The sequence below is a fragment of the Desulforudis sp. DRI-14 genome, from assembly GCF_052618305.1.
On record NZ_JBQXEZ010000003.1, the window covers coordinates 99,316 to 114,197 of the forward strand.

The 14,882-nt window shown below is 57.4% G+C and carries 15 protein-coding genes; 10 read left to right on the forward strand and 5 right to left on the reverse strand.

The genetic code is table 11. The annotated features are described in order from the left end of the window. Nucleotides 1–305 precede the first annotated feature (305 nt). On the forward strand, nucleotides 306–1,055 hold the full coding sequence (locus tag ACUM6F_RS03570; RefSeq protein WP_445348394.1) for a TerC family protein: 750 nt from the start codon (nucleotides 306–308) through the stop codon (nucleotides 1,053–1,055). Nucleotides 1,056–1,461: 406 nt separating this feature from the next. Here ACUM6F_RS03570 and ACUM6F_RS03575 read toward each other — a convergent pair whose 3' ends face one another. Both ACUM6F_RS03575 and ACUM6F_RS03580 read right to left on the reverse strand, forming a co-directional pair. Continuing rightward, on the reverse strand, nucleotides 1,462–1,851 hold the full coding sequence (locus ACUM6F_RS03575; RefSeq protein ID WP_445348395.1) for a copper amine oxidase N-terminal domain-containing protein: 390 nt from the start codon (nucleotides 1,849–1,851) through the stop codon (nucleotides 1,462–1,464). A gap of 90 nt (nucleotides 1,852–1,941) precedes the next feature. After that, the gene (locus ACUM6F_RS03580) at nucleotides 1,942–2,130 is read right to left on the reverse strand and encodes a hypothetical protein (protein WP_445348396.1); all 189 of its coding nucleotides are present in this window, start codon (nucleotides 2,128–2,130) and stop codon (nucleotides 1,942–1,944) included. A gap of 151 nt (nucleotides 2,131–2,281) precedes the next feature. On the opposite strand from ACUM6F_RS03580, the gene prmA reads away from it, so the two are divergent. Then, nucleotides 2,282–3,178: a 50S ribosomal protein L11 methyltransferase gene (gene prmA / locus ACUM6F_RS03585; protein ID WP_425620057.1), complete on the forward strand. Its 897-nt coding sequence runs from the start codon at nucleotides 2,282–2,284 to the stop codon at nucleotides 3,176–3,178. Between the two features lie 103 nt (nucleotides 3,179–3,281). Further along, nucleotides 3,282–4,001, forward strand: a complete 720-nt coding sequence (locus tag ACUM6F_RS03590; protein WP_425620056.1) for a type 1 glutamine amidotransferase — start codon at nucleotides 3,282–3,284, stop codon at nucleotides 3,999–4,001. A gap of 134 nt (nucleotides 4,002–4,135) precedes the next feature. Here ACUM6F_RS03590 and ACUM6F_RS03595 read toward each other — a convergent pair whose 3' ends face one another. Beyond that, on the reverse strand, nucleotides 4,136–4,906 hold the full coding sequence (locus ACUM6F_RS03595; RefSeq protein ID WP_425620055.1) for a LysM peptidoglycan-binding domain-containing protein: 771 nt from the start codon (nucleotides 4,904–4,906) through the stop codon (nucleotides 4,136–4,138). Between the two features lie 272 nt (nucleotides 4,907–5,178). Between ACUM6F_RS03595 and ACUM6F_RS03600 the strand changes: the two genes are divergently transcribed. From ACUM6F_RS03600 to ltaE, 3 genes are all read left to right on the forward strand, one after another. Further along, nucleotides 5,179–5,955 carry a protease complex subunit PrcB family protein gene (locus tag ACUM6F_RS03600; protein ID WP_445348435.1) on the forward strand — a complete coding sequence of 259 codons (777 nt, stop codon included), beginning with the start codon at nucleotides 5,179–5,181 and terminating at the stop codon, nucleotides 5,953–5,955. Between the two features lie 153 nt (nucleotides 5,956–6,108). Then, the gene (locus tag ACUM6F_RS03605) at nucleotides 6,109–6,903 is read left to right on the forward strand and encodes a nitroreductase family protein (RefSeq protein ID WP_445348397.1); all 795 of its coding nucleotides are present in this window, start codon (nucleotides 6,109–6,111) and stop codon (nucleotides 6,901–6,903) included. 75 nt (nucleotides 6,904–6,978) lie between these two features. After that, nucleotides 6,979–8,001, forward strand: a complete 1,023-nt coding sequence (ltaE, locus tag ACUM6F_RS03610) for a low-specificity L-threonine aldolase (RefSeq protein ID WP_426377377.1) — start codon at nucleotides 6,979–6,981, stop codon at nucleotides 7,999–8,001. A 249-nt stretch (nucleotides 8,002–8,250) separates the two neighbouring features. Here the strand turns inward: ltaE and ACUM6F_RS03615 are convergent, their stop codons facing one another. Then, a complete protein-coding gene (locus ACUM6F_RS03615; protein WP_445348398.1) occupies nucleotides 8,251–9,216 on the reverse strand; it encodes a SpoIID/LytB domain-containing protein in 966 nt (321 codons plus the stop codon). A 284-nt stretch (nucleotides 9,217–9,500) separates the two neighbouring features. On the opposite strand from ACUM6F_RS03615, the gene ACUM6F_RS03620 reads away from it, so the two are divergent. Continuing rightward, on the forward strand, nucleotides 9,501–10,094 hold the full coding sequence (locus ACUM6F_RS03620; protein WP_425620052.1) for a YdcF family protein: 594 nt from the start codon (nucleotides 9,501–9,503) through the stop codon (nucleotides 10,092–10,094). Between the two features lie 14 nt (nucleotides 10,095–10,108). On the opposite strand, the gene ACUM6F_RS03625 is transcribed toward ACUM6F_RS03620, so the two are convergent. After that, nucleotides 10,109–10,813: a hypothetical protein gene (locus tag ACUM6F_RS03625; protein ID WP_445348399.1), complete on the reverse strand. Its 705-nt coding sequence runs from the start codon at nucleotides 10,811–10,813 to the stop codon at nucleotides 10,109–10,111. A gap of 406 nt (nucleotides 10,814–11,219) precedes the next feature. Here ACUM6F_RS03625 and ACUM6F_RS03630 point away from each other — a divergent pair, with 406 nt between their 5' ends. The 3 genes from ACUM6F_RS03630 (at nucleotide 11,220) to ACUM6F_RS03640 (ending at nucleotide 14,674) form a co-directional block, all read left to right on the forward strand. Continuing rightward, on the forward strand, nucleotides 11,220–12,518 hold the full coding sequence (locus ACUM6F_RS03630) for an MFS transporter (protein WP_445348400.1): 1,299 nt from the start codon (nucleotides 11,220–11,222) through the stop codon (nucleotides 12,516–12,518). A gap of 13 nt (nucleotides 12,519–12,531) precedes the next feature. Then, nucleotides 12,532–13,944, forward strand: coding sequence for an RtcB family protein (locus tag ACUM6F_RS03635; RefSeq protein ID WP_445348401.1), 1,413 nt, complete (start codon nucleotides 12,532–12,534; stop codon nucleotides 13,942–13,944). Between the two features lie 115 nt (nucleotides 13,945–14,059). After that, the gene (locus tag ACUM6F_RS03640; RefSeq protein WP_425620048.1) at nucleotides 14,060–14,674 is read left to right on the forward strand and encodes a hypothetical protein; all 615 of its coding nucleotides are present in this window, start codon (nucleotides 14,060–14,062) and stop codon (nucleotides 14,672–14,674) included. Nucleotides 14,675–14,882: the final 208 nt, after the last annotated feature.

Genomic DNA, 14,882 nt, shown 5'->3' on the forward strand with positions numbered 1-14,882 from the left:
AGGAGCGCCGAACCTGCGGTAGTTACCGCAGACGTCCAGGAGCCCGTTGAAAAACTGCGCCTGCCCATTGGGAAGTGTAAGGTGAGAGATTGGGGTTTAAAATAGCTTGTATTGTCCAAGGACAAGTCTTATAATAAATATTAAATACAGAGTCAAATTAAGGGGAGTAGCTTTTACAACAACAGCCGTCAGGACGGGGCCCGATGCCCCCGGCTTTGTTGGCAACGTTCAGATGTTGTTAGCAAGACCTTTACCGTTGCGGTAGAGGTCTTTTTGTTTGGCTGGATACTGAAAGGTGTGGTTACGTGATTGACCTCGAATTGCTTTGGGCCCTTGCTTCCATCATCATCATCGATATCGTGTTGGGCGGCGACAACGCCATCGTTATCGCCATGGCCAGCCGGAAACTTCCTGGTCCGCAGCGCAACAGGGCGATTATCTTCGGGGCGGCCGGGGCTATTCTGGTCCGGGGGATAGCAGCCGCTTTTGCCGTGTACCTGCTGACGATACCCTTTCTCAAGCTGGTCGGCGGGCTCATCTTAGTCTGGATCGCCGTTAAGCTTCTGAAGAACGAAGAAGTGACTTTCGAGAAGGTTGCCAGCGGTACCACCCTGTTGCAGGCGGTCAAAATCATTATCGTAGCTGACGTTGCCATGGGATTGGACAACGTCCTCGCCGTGGCTGGCGCAGCCGACGGGCACATCCCGCTGATCATTATCGGTTTGGTGATCAGTGTTCCGATTATTATCTGGGGCAGCAAGCTGATCCTGAAGCTGATGGAGAAGACGCCGCTGGTCGTCTACCTGGGGGCCGGCGTACTAGCCTGGACGGCAGGGAAGATGATCGTCGAGGACCCGAAACTGCACCAGTGGGTACAAGGCTTTGCCCTGCCTTTGGATATCCTGGTGCCGCTGGCGATTGTACTCTTTGTTCCATTGGCGGGACATATCGTAAATCGGTTGTCAGTCCGCCGTCCGTCGTCGGAGGCCGGGGAGGAAATCGATTCCAAGGTTCTTAAGTCATCGGCGGCCTGGCGCCGGTCCTCGGAAACATAGCAAGAGACCGGGTGCAGCCCGGTCGGCCGCGTGTAACTCTAGAGAGCAGGCCAGCGCAGTGGTTTAAGGAAGGCCGTTATCTCCTCTAAAGACCTGCGCTCGTCTTCTGTCAGACAGTCTTCCTAGGCAGTCGCCCCTGGCGCTGCTGGCAATCTATCTTGAGGTTTTGACCCAAGACGGTAAACAGGCCAAACATCCTCATTCTGATTTACCATACAAGTGCTGGTTATTACTTTTTATCCCTCTTATATGCATAGCCATCCTCCCGTCCTCGTTATGGCAGCTTAAATTATTATGGCAGCTTAAATTATAACATGCAACGAAGGACCTGGTTCCAGGTCCTTCGTTGATCTAGTTTGTTTCAACCCCTGTCAACGGAAGGCATGCCTTACGCTGCGGCTGCCTCTTAGCCGGATGTGTCGCTGACGGTGATGATACCGCTTTCGAACGCGTAATCAACATTGCAGTCGAGATTCTCGGTTACGAAGCGCAGGGGCACCAGGGTGCGGCCGTTCACTACCGTCACCGATTGGTCCAGGGTCACGTTGTCCCCGTTAACGACGGCGACAGGCCTGTTGACAAACAGGTTGACCGTTTTGTTATGGCGTTTAAAGGCAAGCTGGCCGTTGTTATACACCACATTGCTGCCGAGGGTTTGGGCCAGGGCGCGGATCGGGACCAGTGTGCGGCCGTTCTGCACTGTCGGCTGCACGTCGAAATTCGGGTGACGGCCGTTGACGAAGATCTTCAGCTTGCGGCCCCCCATATGCCGGTACAGGTGTTTGAGGTCGCGCATAAGATCGCCGTCTTGCGCCCCTAACTTAAGCGCACGTTCCAGATAAAGACCCCGGCCCAAGGACAGGGTCGGGTTCCGCTCCGGGGATGATTATTGAAGTCTTGCCCGGCAGGCCTCGAGATCCTCGCGGGAATCGCAAACGTAAATCACTTCGGTAGCATCGGCAGCGACTTCTTTGCCCGGGTGCCTGCTCCTGGCTTTCGCCAGCGCTTCGTCGAGGCTTGAGGCCACGATTTCATCACAGGATCTGCCGGGTCCCTTTACTGTGAATTCGCGCAACGCAATCACCTCCAGGTCTTAGCTTCCCCATAACGCCGGTTTCCCTTGCAGGTTTTCTGCCCCATACGTATTTGTTGAACGAAGGATTGTTCTGCTTTGAATGGAACTCAAACTAACGAGAGGTTGTTGACGATTTCTGGGGGGTTAATGAATGGAATACTGGATCGAGGTCGCTGTATGCGTACCGTCCGAGCATGTAGACCCGGTGAGCGACGTCGTGCGCGAAATCACCGGGAACGGCGTGATCGAGGAGCAGGAGCTTGCCGCGTGTCCCGAGGGGATTGCCGTTAAGGGCTATTTCCTGGCCAGGGCGCATTCGGGCCGGGTTATCAGTGCTTTGCAGCAGGAAATCACTGCGGTGACGGGTATCAAGGCGCCTCTGACCGTAACCGAGATCGCCACCAGGGACTGGACTGAGTGCTACCGCCAGACGCACAAGATATTACGCATCGGCAAGAGATTTGTGTTGAAACCTTTCTGGGAAGAATATGCGCCGGGGCAAGGGGAACTGGTCATTGAGTTTGCCCCGACCTTGGCTTTTGGCTGCGGCACGCATCCAACCACCGAGGCCTGTCTTGAGTACCTGGAAGAGTACCTTGTGCCCGGTTCAACGGTATATGACGTGGGAACGGGTTCGGGTATCCTGGCGATCGCGGCGGCCCTGCTGGGAGCGGGCGATGTTTTGGCGGTGGATATTGATCCCGTGGCGGTGGAAGGGGCCAGTTTGAGCATCGCCCAAAACAATCTGTCTGATATCGTCCGTGTTGTTGAAGGAAGCCTTTTGGACGGAGTCCAAGGCCGGTGTGACTTGATGACGGCCAATATCCTGGCCGAAATCCTGTATGAACTGTTTCCTTCTGCCATTGAGAAGCTCGTTCCCGGCGGGTTGCTCATCGCCAGCGGAATTATGGAAACCAAAGAGAAAGAGGTAACCGAAGCCATGCTGTCTGCCGGATTCTTGCTGTTTGAAAGGACTTCCAGAAGGGGTTGGAGCACGCTGGTCGGCAGAAAGACAGGCTCAAGCGTTGACAGTAGCACCTGCAAATGATAAGAAAAGAGTGAGGTACAACGAGGTACCTTTAGAATTCCGGGCAAAGGCGTCCCTTCAGGGGGCGCTTTATGTTTTTGGTTAGACTAGGGAGGAGATTGGTTTGCGGTTTTTGGTGGTGCAGAACGTTGATATAGAAGGACCCGGCCTGATAGGCGGCGCGATAGGCAAAGCGGGCTGGTCCATGGATATCCGGGAAATGGACGCCGGACACGAGCTTCCCGCAAGCCTGGACGGTTACGACGCCCTGATTCTCCTTGGCGGGCCGATGAACGTTTACGAGGAAAAAGAATACCCTTATTTGATCACGGTGGATACCCTGATCAAGGAAGCCTTGCACTCCGGCCTGCCCGTGCTGGGGATTTGCCTGGGCGCGCAGCTTATTGCCAAGGCCCTCGGCGCCAGGGTGACACGCAATCCCGTCAAGGAGATAGGATGGAGCACGGTCCGGTTAACAGAGCAGGGCGTATCCTCGCCGTTTTTTGCAGGTTTTCCACCCGAATTCGTGGTCTTTCAGTGGCACGGGGATACCTTTGAAGTGCCTTCAAAGGCCGGGCTCCTGGCTACCGGAACGGAATGCGTAAACCAGGCTTTCAGTTTCGGAAAAAACGTGCTCGCCCTGCAGTTCCACCTGGAAGTAACCGGAGAGATGATAAGGCAGTGGCTTTTTAGTTATGCTGACGAACTGCTGGAAGAGGGCGGCCCCGAACTGGCGGACAGAATCGCCGAGGAAACGAAGCTGAACGAGGACACGTATTATGAACTGGGTCAGAAGCTTTGCCGGAACTGGATCGACGTTTGCAGGCTTCATTCGTCCTCGTAGAAAATGGGGTGTGGGCGGTCTTCGATTCTTTGGTGATGTTTTTACGGTTATCTTTTCTGGATGTCTAACAAAAACTATTGCTTGCAGAGCAAAGGGGCGCCCGCGATAGGGGCGCCCTGTTCAATGATACCTAGCTATCTAGTGAACACAAGGCCGCCTATCTTGGTGGTTACCGGCCTGGCCAAAAGGAACTTGTTTTTGATAGGGGGAGCATAAAAGTAGAGAGCGTTCCAGCTCGGGTCAACCCCCCTGAGGGCATCCGTCGCGGCGGCGAAAGCTCTAGATGTGGCCGGACGATTAATCCAGCCGTTGAGAACCGGGGTAAACTGGTAATGGCCGTCGTTCACCTCGTAGATTACGCCACTGATACTATTGGGAAACTTCGTGCTGAGCACCCTGTTCACGATTACGGCGCCCACCCCGACCTGGGCGTTGTAGGGTTCGCCCCCGGCTTCGGCTGTAATCAGCCGGGCCAAGAGATCGAATTCAGCCGGTGAGCAGGGGATCACGTACGGGCGTGTTCCACCGCGTGAGGTTTGACCCGACTGCGGGATCCTCAAGACCTGGCCGGGATAAATGGGTTTAGACATGTTGAGCCCGTTAGCCCTGGCGATCTCCTGGTAAGACACGCCAAAGCGCTGCCCGATCTTGAAGAGAGAATCTCCGCGCTTAACGGTATACCACGTGTCGGTAGGGATGTAGAGGACCTGGCCAGGGTAGATTCTGGTGCCGGGCAGGTTGTTGGCCTTGCGTATCGTCTCGGGTGACAGGCCGTAACGCTTGGCGATCAGGTAGAGGGAATCCCCGGGTTTGACGGTGTAGTTGGCGGCAAAGGCACAACTGCCGGCCATTAGAGTGCTGAGGGCCAGAATAATCAGCGTAATGTAAACTTTGTGTAGATTCATTCTTACCTCCCCATTGTCAGAAGTTTTGCTGTTTACTCTTAAAAGTGGCAGCTACTCACTTCACCTCCCGAATTGACATGTTATAGATTAATTCGGTAAACAGGATCGATTTTTCCTACGTGACAGCAGTACCAATTTCTGCAATATTTCAGGCAAATTGCAGAAACTAAGAAATATCAAGTCGCAGACACTGGGTTGAAAGAATTCCTGTCACAATTCTTAAAATGTAGGGATTAGAAAACTAAACCGACTATACAGGAGGAAAGAACGTGATGCGGAAGACCTTGCTGCTGCTGTCCCTGGTGTTGTTCCTGTCCGTATCCATCTTTGGCTGCACGGTTCCCCCCGGGCCCGGTTCCGCACCTCATCCGCCGTCCGACACCGCGCCCCCGCCCGGCAGCGAGCACGAGACTTACCCGGAGGAAGTTACGGTTGCTCTTGAGACTGTAAAGCCGATGCAGGTAGCCGTGCCTATCATCGTTAACGGGAAAACCTACGTGATTGTCAGCTACGGCGAGAAGCCTACGGCAGGGTATAAAGCGGAGATTATGGGCATCGACCGGCAGGGTAACCGTCTGACCGTAAGGAGTTCCTTAACGGAACCAAAGCCCGGTGATGCAGTAGCCCAGGTGATTACGTACCCTTATGCAATAGATGTGGTTGACGGGGTTTTCCAAGAAGTAAGCTTTATCAACGCTGCCGGCGAGGAATTCCCCCAGGTTGTCGGCCTGAAGGGTACCCTAAACAGCGTCCGGCGCTCCGCAAACAGCAATATCATCGTTACCTCTGTTACCAGCGTTCCTGGCGCGGTGGAAGTCGCCGGCATCGCCAGGGTCTTTGAGGCCGTGGTGGGCTACGAACTGCAAGACGAGGCCGGCCAAGCTCTGGCCCAGGGTTCTGTGATGACCGTTGCGGGAGGTCCCAACTGGGGCTACTTTACGCTGGATATAAACCAGGTCCCGCAGGGAGCGACCAGGCTCGTGCTGTTCCAGCCGAGCGCGAAAGACGGGAGCAAGCTCGACGTTGTGGAGCTTGAATTGGGCCGTTAGCCGGGAAGCATGGATTTTGGTATTTTGGTATTATGGAAAAGCAGCGGAACCCGTTGCGGGGCTGCTGCTTTTTCTTTGCTTCGGTGAAGGAATCGGCGCCGGTGAAGGCAAAAGCATTAGGGAGTCCCGGTTTTCCGGCCAAGGAGTGATACCGTGTCCGAATCTCCTTCAATCCGCTGGCACAAGGCCATCCCGATCCGCCACTCGCGGCGGCGCTACGACGCCCGGAAGCTCGCTTCCGACATGGCTGGCCTGCTGCAGCGGCTTTGCGTGGAGTTCAGGCCGTTTCCCGAAGCACGCGCGGTCTTTGTCGAATCCCCCGCTGACGACGTCTTTAAGGGAGCTTTAGGGAGTTACGGCAAAGTGAAGGGAGCGCCGTCCTACATTGCCTTTATCGGGAGAATGGACAGCCCCTTTGTCCACGAGCGCGTGGGCTATACAGGCGAAGGGATTATTCTGGAGGCGACCTTGCAGGGCCTGGGCACCTGCTGGATCGGGGGGTACTTTCATCCCGAGGTTGCTGCCAGGGCCGTCAGCCTGGACAAGACAGAAAAGGTATTGGCTGTAACCCCGGTTGGATATGCATTGCGTGCGACGGCGCTGGAAGAGAAAGTGCTTAAAGGGCTTGTCCGGAGCCATCACCGTTTACCGCTCGCGAGCCTCGTCACCGGGCTCGACCCGGACCGGTGGCCGCCATGGGTGAGGGCGGCCCTGGAAGCGGCGCGCCTGGCGCCCTCCGCGGTGAACCGCCAGCCCTGGCGCTTTACGGTTGATGAGCATTCCATTACGGTAAGCGTGGGCAGCGAGAAGAACACCGGCCACATCGACAAGAGGCTGGACTGCGGCATCGCCATGCTCCACATCGAACTGGGCGCTCTGTCTGAAGGAGCGAAAGGGGTTTGGGAGTTCCTCCCGCCGCCGGCGGTCGCCCGCTACCGCTTAATTTGAGCACTGTGCATTAAGCATTGGACCTTCTATGTCAAATGCTTAATACCCAACGCTCAATGGGGGAGGTTGTTTATTATCAGGATCGTCGATTTGCGCAGCGACACGGTTACCAGGCCCACCGAGGAGATGCGCCGGGCGATGGCCCGGGCGGAAGTGGGCGACGACGTTTTCGGGGAAGACCCGACAGTCATCCGGCTGGAAGAGGAAGCAGCCTCCCTGGTGGGTAAGGAGGCTGCGCTCTTCGTGCCCAGCGGTACCATGGGGAACCAGGCGGCCGTGCTCGCCCACACCGAGCGGGGCGATGAGGTTGTCGCCGATGCCGACGCCCACGTCTACTATTACGAGGTAGGTTCGCCGGCCATGCTTGCCGGCGTGCAGATACGCCCCGTCCACAGGCTGCTGTCGCCCGAAGGAGTCGACAGGCTTAAGGCCGCCCTGCGGCCGCCGGATATCCATTTCCCGCGCACTCGCCTGCTCTGTCTCGAAAACACCTTTAACCGGGGCGGGGGAACCGTCGTCCCCGCCGAAGGGATGGCGGCGTTGTATGCGCTGGCCAAAGAACGGGGCCTGGCTGTGCACCTGGACGGCGCGCGGATTTTTAACGCCGCCGTGGCTTCCGGGATTCCGGCGGCTGCCTTCACCAGGTACTGCGACTCGGTGATGTTTTGCCTGTCCAAAGGCCTGGCCGCGCCGGTGGGATCGCTCCTGGCGGGAACGAAGGCCTTCATTGAACGGGCCCGCAAGTACCGCAAGGCCCTCGGCGGGGGCATGCGCCAGGCGGGCGTGCTGGCGGCGGCGGGCCTTGTGGCGCTCAAGCGCATTCCCGAGCTGGCCGGGGACCACCACAACGCGCGGGTGCTGGCGGAGGGGCTTGCCGCTCTTAAGTCTTTGAAGATCGACCTTTCTGCTGTACAGACCAATATTATCGTAGCGGAAACTGTCGGGCCCACCTCGGCCGAGGTGATTGCGATCCTGGGCGAAAGGGGCGTCCGCTGCGTGGCCTTCGGCCCGCAGCTCGTCCGCTTCGTGACCCACAAAGATGTCAACCGTGACGACATTGCCTACGCTTTGCGGGTAGCCCGGGGAGTCTTGGGGTAGTCCTTCACGCGCTTTATACTTAATGCCTGGGAGAGTGCTGCAAAAGTCAACGCATCGGGTTAAGAAATAAGAATCTATAATACTATACCAAATCTATACTATACCAAATCTATACCAAATGCTTAGAGTGCTTAGAAGGTACCTGAAGACAGTACAAATGTGAGGGTCAGACCCTCACATTTGTACACTGACCTCTCACCTCACACTTCCCAAATGCCAGGCGCGTTTTTCAACGGTCTCCTAGTGCCCTTAATACAGCTTAACGACATCTACGTCTCTAAAGTAGTACCTGATGATGTCCTCGGGCGATCTGTTCCGTTTGGCCAAAGTGAAGGCGCCCCACTGGCTCATGCCCACGCCGTGGCCGAAGCCTTTGCCGGCAAGGATAACCCTGTCCCCTTCAACCCGGGCGCTGGTCAGGAGCGTGGACTTCATCTTCACGCTGTCCAGGGCGACGCGGAAATCGGGCGCCATTACGACCGCGTTACCGATCTGCATCCTGGTCGCCCGCCCCGAAGGACCCCGGTCCAGGACCTTGATGGAGTCGATGGAGCCGGGTTGTTGACCCAGTTTGGCCAGGGCGGCGGCAACCTCCTGCTTGGTAAACTCGGCCCTCCAGTTGGCGAATTCGTCGGGCGCCTCGGGAGCGTCCGGCGACTTGACCACCTTGATGTACGGGGGTTCCGCCTCCTTGAAGTTGAGCCCTTCCTTGGCCGTGGCGGTGATGCCGCCGGCGTGGGAGAAGAACCAGGCGTTGATGTAGTTGCCGTTGAAAGTGGCCACTTCGCCGCGGGTACGCTTCACGGCCCTCCTGACCCTCGCGTTGACGTTCTGCGGGTTCCAGGCCTGGGCCTCCTCGAAGTCGGTGGAGATGTGGGCATCGGGATTAAGGCTCGACCGCTTCTTTGTAGTCACAAACTGGAGCACAAAGGTCCGCGCCAGGATCGCCTGGGCGGCAAGGGCGTTCTCGGGAAAGAAGTTCTTCATTTCACCCGCCACGACGTTGGTAACGTATTCTTCCAGCCCCATCTCCTTGATTTCACCGGTCTCCTTAATAAAGACTTTGAGGCGGGGTTCCCGGCCTTGCCCCTGGCTGATACTCTGGGGAACAGCCGGTTTTCGGGCTGCCCTGGTCCGGTCAACACAGGATGCCGCTCCGAGCAGCAGGCCGATCGCGGTCAAAAGGATTAAGAGCTTTGCACCGGTTGAGCGCATCTAAATCACCTCATTAAATATCTTAGATTTTGGTGGCACTTCCCGACCTTTGTCACTTATCATATCCTTGTAGGCCGAGTTCTATAGGCGGCCGTTTAAGGAACGTTCACAAATACGCAGGCATGTTATTTTGCCGGGCCGGGGACGCTTGACGAGCAGGCCCGGCTGCTGCACCGGAGGCGTTTGAACTGGCACGACGGGGAAAGATCAAGTTCAAAGGTGTTATCAAGACGCGCTGGCAGGTTCTTGCGGACCGGGTCAGGTTCTGGCTGAGGAAGGCTCTGGTGGCGGCGGGCGTGCTGGCGGCCATTGCCGTGCTTGTACTCGCGATGCTGCCTTACGTGGGAGAGTACCTGGTCGTCGATACCACTCCTACCGAGGCTGACGTGATTATTGTCCTTTCGGGCGACAAGGGCGAGCGGCTGGAACATGCCGTCGAGCTTTACGATAAGCGCGTGGCGCCGCTGCTCCTTGTATCCGGGGGAAAGGTCTATGCCTCGTTGACGGCCGCCGAGATGATGCGGGATCACGCCGTCCGGCTCGGCGTGCCGCCGTCGATGATCATCACCGAGGACAGAGCCGACAACACCGTCGAGAACGCGTTGTTTACCAGGCCTTTGCTTGAGGAAAGAGGCCTTCATTCGGCGGTAATCGTTTCTTCCCCTTACCACATGCGCCGGGTAAAGTACGTTTTCGACCGGGTATACGGGGGCTCGGGCATCAAGCTGACCTACTCGCCGTCTCCGGGCTGGTTCGATCCCGAAAGCTGGTGGCGCACACCGGACGGTCAATCTATCGTCCTGTCCGAGTACCTCAAACTGGCTATGCTCCAGTTCCCAGGCTACAAGAAGCAACTTAACCCCGCAGGCAGCCACTGATCTTTGCGCAGCCTTCAAAGGCTTTGCAGGTTTTGCTTCAATAGGTCGTCCTTGCTGATTATTTCCTTGCCTTTTTCGTATAACAGCCTCCTGAGTTCCTGCTTCCTGGCCAGGTGGGCCTCTTCCGCCCGACTGACAAGGTCTTGCGGCAGGCCGGCTAGGGCCAGCTCCCGGGCCATTTCATCGGCTACTGTTCGGAAGTCGCAGTCGTAGTCTCTTTCGATTTCCTTGGCCAGCACGAGGTACCTTGTAATAACCCTGGCCCTTGACACTTGACCCCCTGTCCCGGCTACGGTGACGTACTCATCGTAGGCCTGTTTGCCCAGGGTGAAGAAGCGCTCTCGGTATGCCGCGTCCAGGGCCGCAAAACGGGCACGGTACTTTTCGGCGATGGGTGACAGGCCGTTTTCGTCCGGTACCGGGGCTGCAGGCTCTCCTTGCGGTTCGATTCGCGGCGCGGGTCGGACCGGGGTGGAGTCCGGTTCAGAGACAGTATCCGATTTCGCGGGGCCGGGAACACGCCCGGCGTCCCGCCGTTCCCCGTCGCTGTCCGCCAGAAGCGGTGTTTTGTCCGAGAGGAAGTAATTGTCTCTTTTATCCCCGGGTGATGCCGGCTTGTTGTCGCCGGAATCGGACCGGGGAAGCGAAAAGGCGTTGTGTAGGGCCGTAATCACAAGGATTACCAATACCGTTGTCAGAAGCTTCTGCAGGGTCGACATACCGTCCTCCAACCGGAATGATCGGGGCCTTCAAACCCGGGCTCCTATCTCACCGCCATCTGGGGAAGAGGCCCCGTCACACAATTGTTCCACGCGCGAAGGAGATTTATCAGCCGGCCGGCTGCAATGTTCGACAGAGGGATGGGCATATGTTAGCATGCTCATTGGTAAGCTTTTGGGCCCCGAGTATTGAGTGTCGGGCGTTGAGCATTTAGCTTTCGGCTTAAATATTCAGGCTAGGAGCATCTATATTGTTCAGATGGCCGCCGCTCTGGGTGTCGACCCCCGTTGACTGGATGCCGAGTGCCGGATACTGAGTGTGTTGCTATGGCCAGGCTTTACGGTGTTGGTGCATTCAGCGTCAGGATTACGCGCCGGGGTATAAAGCTATGGAGGGTTTCCAGGATTGGGCATTGAAAAAGGCATGGAAAAAATCGAAACCGCGCTGCCGGGTCATTCAAGACGGAAGGCGCGTCCGCTGGCCGCGCTGCGGCACCGCAATTACCGCATATTCTGGATGGGCCAGGCCGTCTCTGTGACCGGCACGTGGATGCAGAGTATCGCCCAGGCCTGGCTGGTGCTGGAACTGACTAACTCTGCTTTCCTGCTCGGGTTGCTGGGGGCCGTCCAGTATGTGCCCATTTTCCTATTTTCTCTAATCGGCGGGGTTATTGCCGATCGCTTGCCAAAACGAAAGCTGATTATCGCTACCCAGACCTGCCTGATGCTTACCGCGCTGGTCCTGGGGCTGCTGGTGGCCCTGGACGCCGTCAGGTACTGGCACGTCCTTGTACTGGCATTTGTCGCCGGCACGGCGACGGCACTGGACATTCCGGCTCGGCAGTCCTTTATAATTGAATTGACAGGGAAGGCCGACCTGATGAACGGCATTGCCCTGAACGCCTCGGTCTTTCACGGGGCCAGGGTCATTGGTCCGGCCCTGGGCGGGCTCGTGATCGCCCGTTTCGGCCTGGAGCTTTGCTTTTTCATTAACGCGGCCAGTTTCGTAGCCGTGCTAGCAGGGCTTTTTGCCATCAGGGTTAAAGAGCAGAGCTATGCGTCCCGCCGTGAACGGGTTTGGCACGATATCGGCGAGGGCTTGAACTATATCAGGGTTACTCCTTCGATACTCTATCCCATTCTGGTGCTTGCCGGCGTCAGCGTCTTCGCGCTTAATTTTAACGTTCTGGTTCCGGTTTTTGCTCGGGCTGTCCTACACCTCAACGCGGTTGGCTTTGGATTTCTGATGGCTGCCCACGGTGTCGGCGCCCTGGCGGGAGCCCTCTTCCTGGCCTGGGTAAGCGATGCCGGACCCCGGCCCGGCCTGATTGTGGCAGGTGTTTTCGGCCTTTGCCTGACCCAGCTCGCCCTGGCGCCGGTCAGCAACTACCCGGCGGCCATGGTCATCCTGGGGCTGAGCGGCTGGTCGATGATCGTCTTTGCCGCGACCGTCAACTCGGCGGTGCAGATCGCTGTTCCCGATAACCTGCGCGGGCGGGTTATGAGCGTGTATTCCATGGTTTTCATCGGGGCCACCCCCTTTGGCAACCTTTTCAGCGGAGCTGTGGCACGCGCCTGGGGCGCCCCTGCGGCCTTCGCTATGGGAGCCGTGCTGGGACTGTTGTCCCTGGCGCTTTTCCTGCCGAAGCTGATCAGGCCCGGCTGTTCTTCGGTGTTCGGACCGGGGTTAAAAATACCGTCTTGAGAGAGGTCTAAGGATGCGCCTGATAAGTCCGAACAAGTACCGTATCCCCAGAGAGGGGAAAATGCGTGTCGAGGGCGTCGTCTATCTCAACAGGACGCTTTTCGAGCAGTTCAAAGAAGATGAAGCCTTGAAGCAACTCGCCGACGCGGCCTCGCTTCCGGGAGTCGTGGGACCGGTTATCGGGATGCCCGACATTCACGCGGGGTTCGGGTTGCCCATCGGCGGCGTAATGGCCTGCGACGCTAGGGAGGGCATCATTTCCGCCGGCGCGGTGGGCATGGACATCAACTGCGGCGTACGGCTGCTGATGACCCGCGTCCCGGCCGACGACCTGCGGCCTAAGGATTTACTGCGGCTCATCCGGCACATCGAGGAGCGCGTGCCAAGCGGGGTCGGCCGTAAAACGAGGCATCCCGACCTGCGTGAGCGCGTCGAGGAAGTCTTACAGGGAGGCGCCCCCGCCGTTGTCGAGAGAGGTTACGGGCGTAAGGCGGACCTGGGGACGATCGAGGAAAACGGCCGCATCGGCGGGGCTGATCCGGATAAGCTGAGCCGCGAGGCCAGAAACAGGAGCGACCAGCTTTCGACCATCGGGGGCGGGAATCACTTCATCGAGATCGGGCGCGTGGACGAGGTCTATGACGAGGAGACGGCCGGGGCCTTCGGCCTGGCCAAGGGGTGCCTGTCGGTCCTTATCCATACCGGTAGCAGGGGACTGGGACACCAGATTTGCACCGACTACACCAAGCTAATGACCAGGGCGGCCGCGAGGTACAGCATCGAACTTCCGTCGAACGGCCTGGCCTGTGTCCCCATCGACTCCAAGGAAGGGCGGGACTATTACGCCGCCATGGCTTGCGCCGTCAATTTCGCCTTCGCCAACCGCCAAGTGATCACCCACGATATCAGGCTGGCCTTCGGCGACATGTTCGGCGGCGACCCTGATTCTCTGGGCCTGGATATCGTCTACGATGTCTGTCACAACATCGCCAAATTTGAAACTCTCGACGGCCGCAGCCTGCTTATCCATCGCAAGGGGGCCGTCCGCGCCCTGCCGCCCGGCCATCCGTTCTTACCCTCAAGGTTTGCGGCCACGGGGAACCCCGTTCTGGTTCCGGGGAGCATGGGCACTGCTTCTTACGTCATCGTGGCGACAGAGCGGGCCCGGGAAACCTTCTATTCCGTAAACCACGGCGCCGGTCGGGTGATGTCCCGCACCGCCGCCAGGAAAAATTTCTCCGTCGGGCAGCTGCAGGAGAGCCTGGGAGGAGTCGTCTTGAGTGCGAGGGATCAGCGCCGGCTCCTGGACGAGTCGCCGGCGGCCTACAAGGACGTGCACGAGGTGGTGGAGACACTGGCGGAGATCGGCCTGACCCGAAAGGTGGCCAGGCTGGTCCCGCTCGCCGTCATCAAGGGTGAAGACTGACGCATCCTTTTTGTCAAAAAAAGTCGTATTTCCGCAAAATTAAGACTTATATGGGATCTTTGGTCGAACAAGGCATGCTAGGAAGGAAATAAACCGATTTATCAAGAATCTGGATATGTATATCGACATTTCCCAAAACGGCGAGGAAGGGATTTTTGTGGGCTTGCTCCGCATCCCGACGGTAGTAGGCATCATTCTTGTTTTTGAGCTGCTGGCCGTTTTCCTTGGCATTTTCGTTTTGCCTGTCGATGTTGTGGCCCTGATGACCCTGCTTTTGGGCCTTATTACCCTAAGCGGGGTCTTCATCGGCATTAACGGCGCGTTTGAAACCGTCTTTACCTTGCTGGCCTTTCCTTTGCTCGCTTTTATCCAGGTGTCTCTTGGGCCGGGGCCGGAATGGCACGGGGCTTCGCCGTATGTTGCCCGGCTTGTTTCCTACGCCTATCTGGCTTTTCCGCTCCTGACGTGGTCTGTTTTCGCCTTCCGCGTTAACGAGCAGCACCTGTCGGTAGCCAAAGAGTCTTTCGGCTGGTGCAACCTCATCCTGGGAGGCATCGTCGCCCATTGGTACTTGACCCAAAACCACGACTCGGTTTTGCTGATCCGGTATCTTCTTATCCCCTATGGCTTGGCTTATCTGCTCTGCCGTGTTCTCATCGAGAGACGCCTCCGTATCGGAGCCCGGAAGGAGATCCCCGTTATCTCTCGTTGGGTCGACTGTAAGTGGTAAAAAAGAGGTCAGAGCCTGGAAGTCAGAGGTTAGAAATCGAAGGAATTCACCAGGGGTGAATTCCTTTTTCCGTTCATTGGCTCTGACCGCAGACCTCTTATATCTCACAGCCTTGTTGTTAGTAGGTTAGGACGGATATATAATATCTACGAGATGTAACAAACAGTAGCGACCAGACGCGAGCCCGAGCAGACGCCAGGGCTTTTAA

What these genes read in the sequence shown, in the direction of transcription:
- ACUM6F_RS03575 (WP_445348395.1), bottom strand. Translation starts at nt 1,851, where the DNA reads ATGCGCGACCTCAAACACCTGTACCGGCATATGGGGGGCCGCAAGCTG.
- prmA (WP_425620057.1), top strand. Translation starts at nt 2,282, where the DNA reads ATGGAATACTGGATCGAGGTCGCTGTATGCGTACCGTCCGAGCATGTA.
- ACUM6F_RS03595 (WP_425620055.1), bottom strand. Translation starts at nt 4,906, where the DNA reads ATGAATCTACACAAAGTTTACATTACGCTGATTATTCTGGCCCTCAGC.
- ACUM6F_RS03600 (WP_445348435.1), top strand. Translation starts at nt 5,179, where the DNA reads ATGCGGAAGACCTTGCTGCTGCTGTCCCTGGTGTTGTTCCTGTCCGTA.
- ACUM6F_RS03615 (WP_445348398.1), bottom strand. Translation starts at nt 9,216, where the DNA reads ATGCGCTCAACCGGTGCAAAGCTCTTAATCCTTTTGACCGCGATCGGC.
- ACUM6F_RS03625 (WP_445348399.1), bottom strand. Translation starts at nt 10,813, where the DNA reads ATGTCGACCCTGCAGAAGCTTCTGACAACGGTATTGGTAATCCTTGTG.
- ACUM6F_RS03635 (WP_445348401.1), top strand. Translation starts at nt 12,532, where the DNA reads ATGCGCCTGATAAGTCCGAACAAGTACCGTATCCCCAGAGAGGGGAAA.
- ACUM6F_RS03640 (WP_425620048.1), top strand. Translation starts at nt 14,060, where the DNA reads ATGTATATCGACATTTCCCAAAACGGCGAGGAAGGGATTTTTGTGGGC.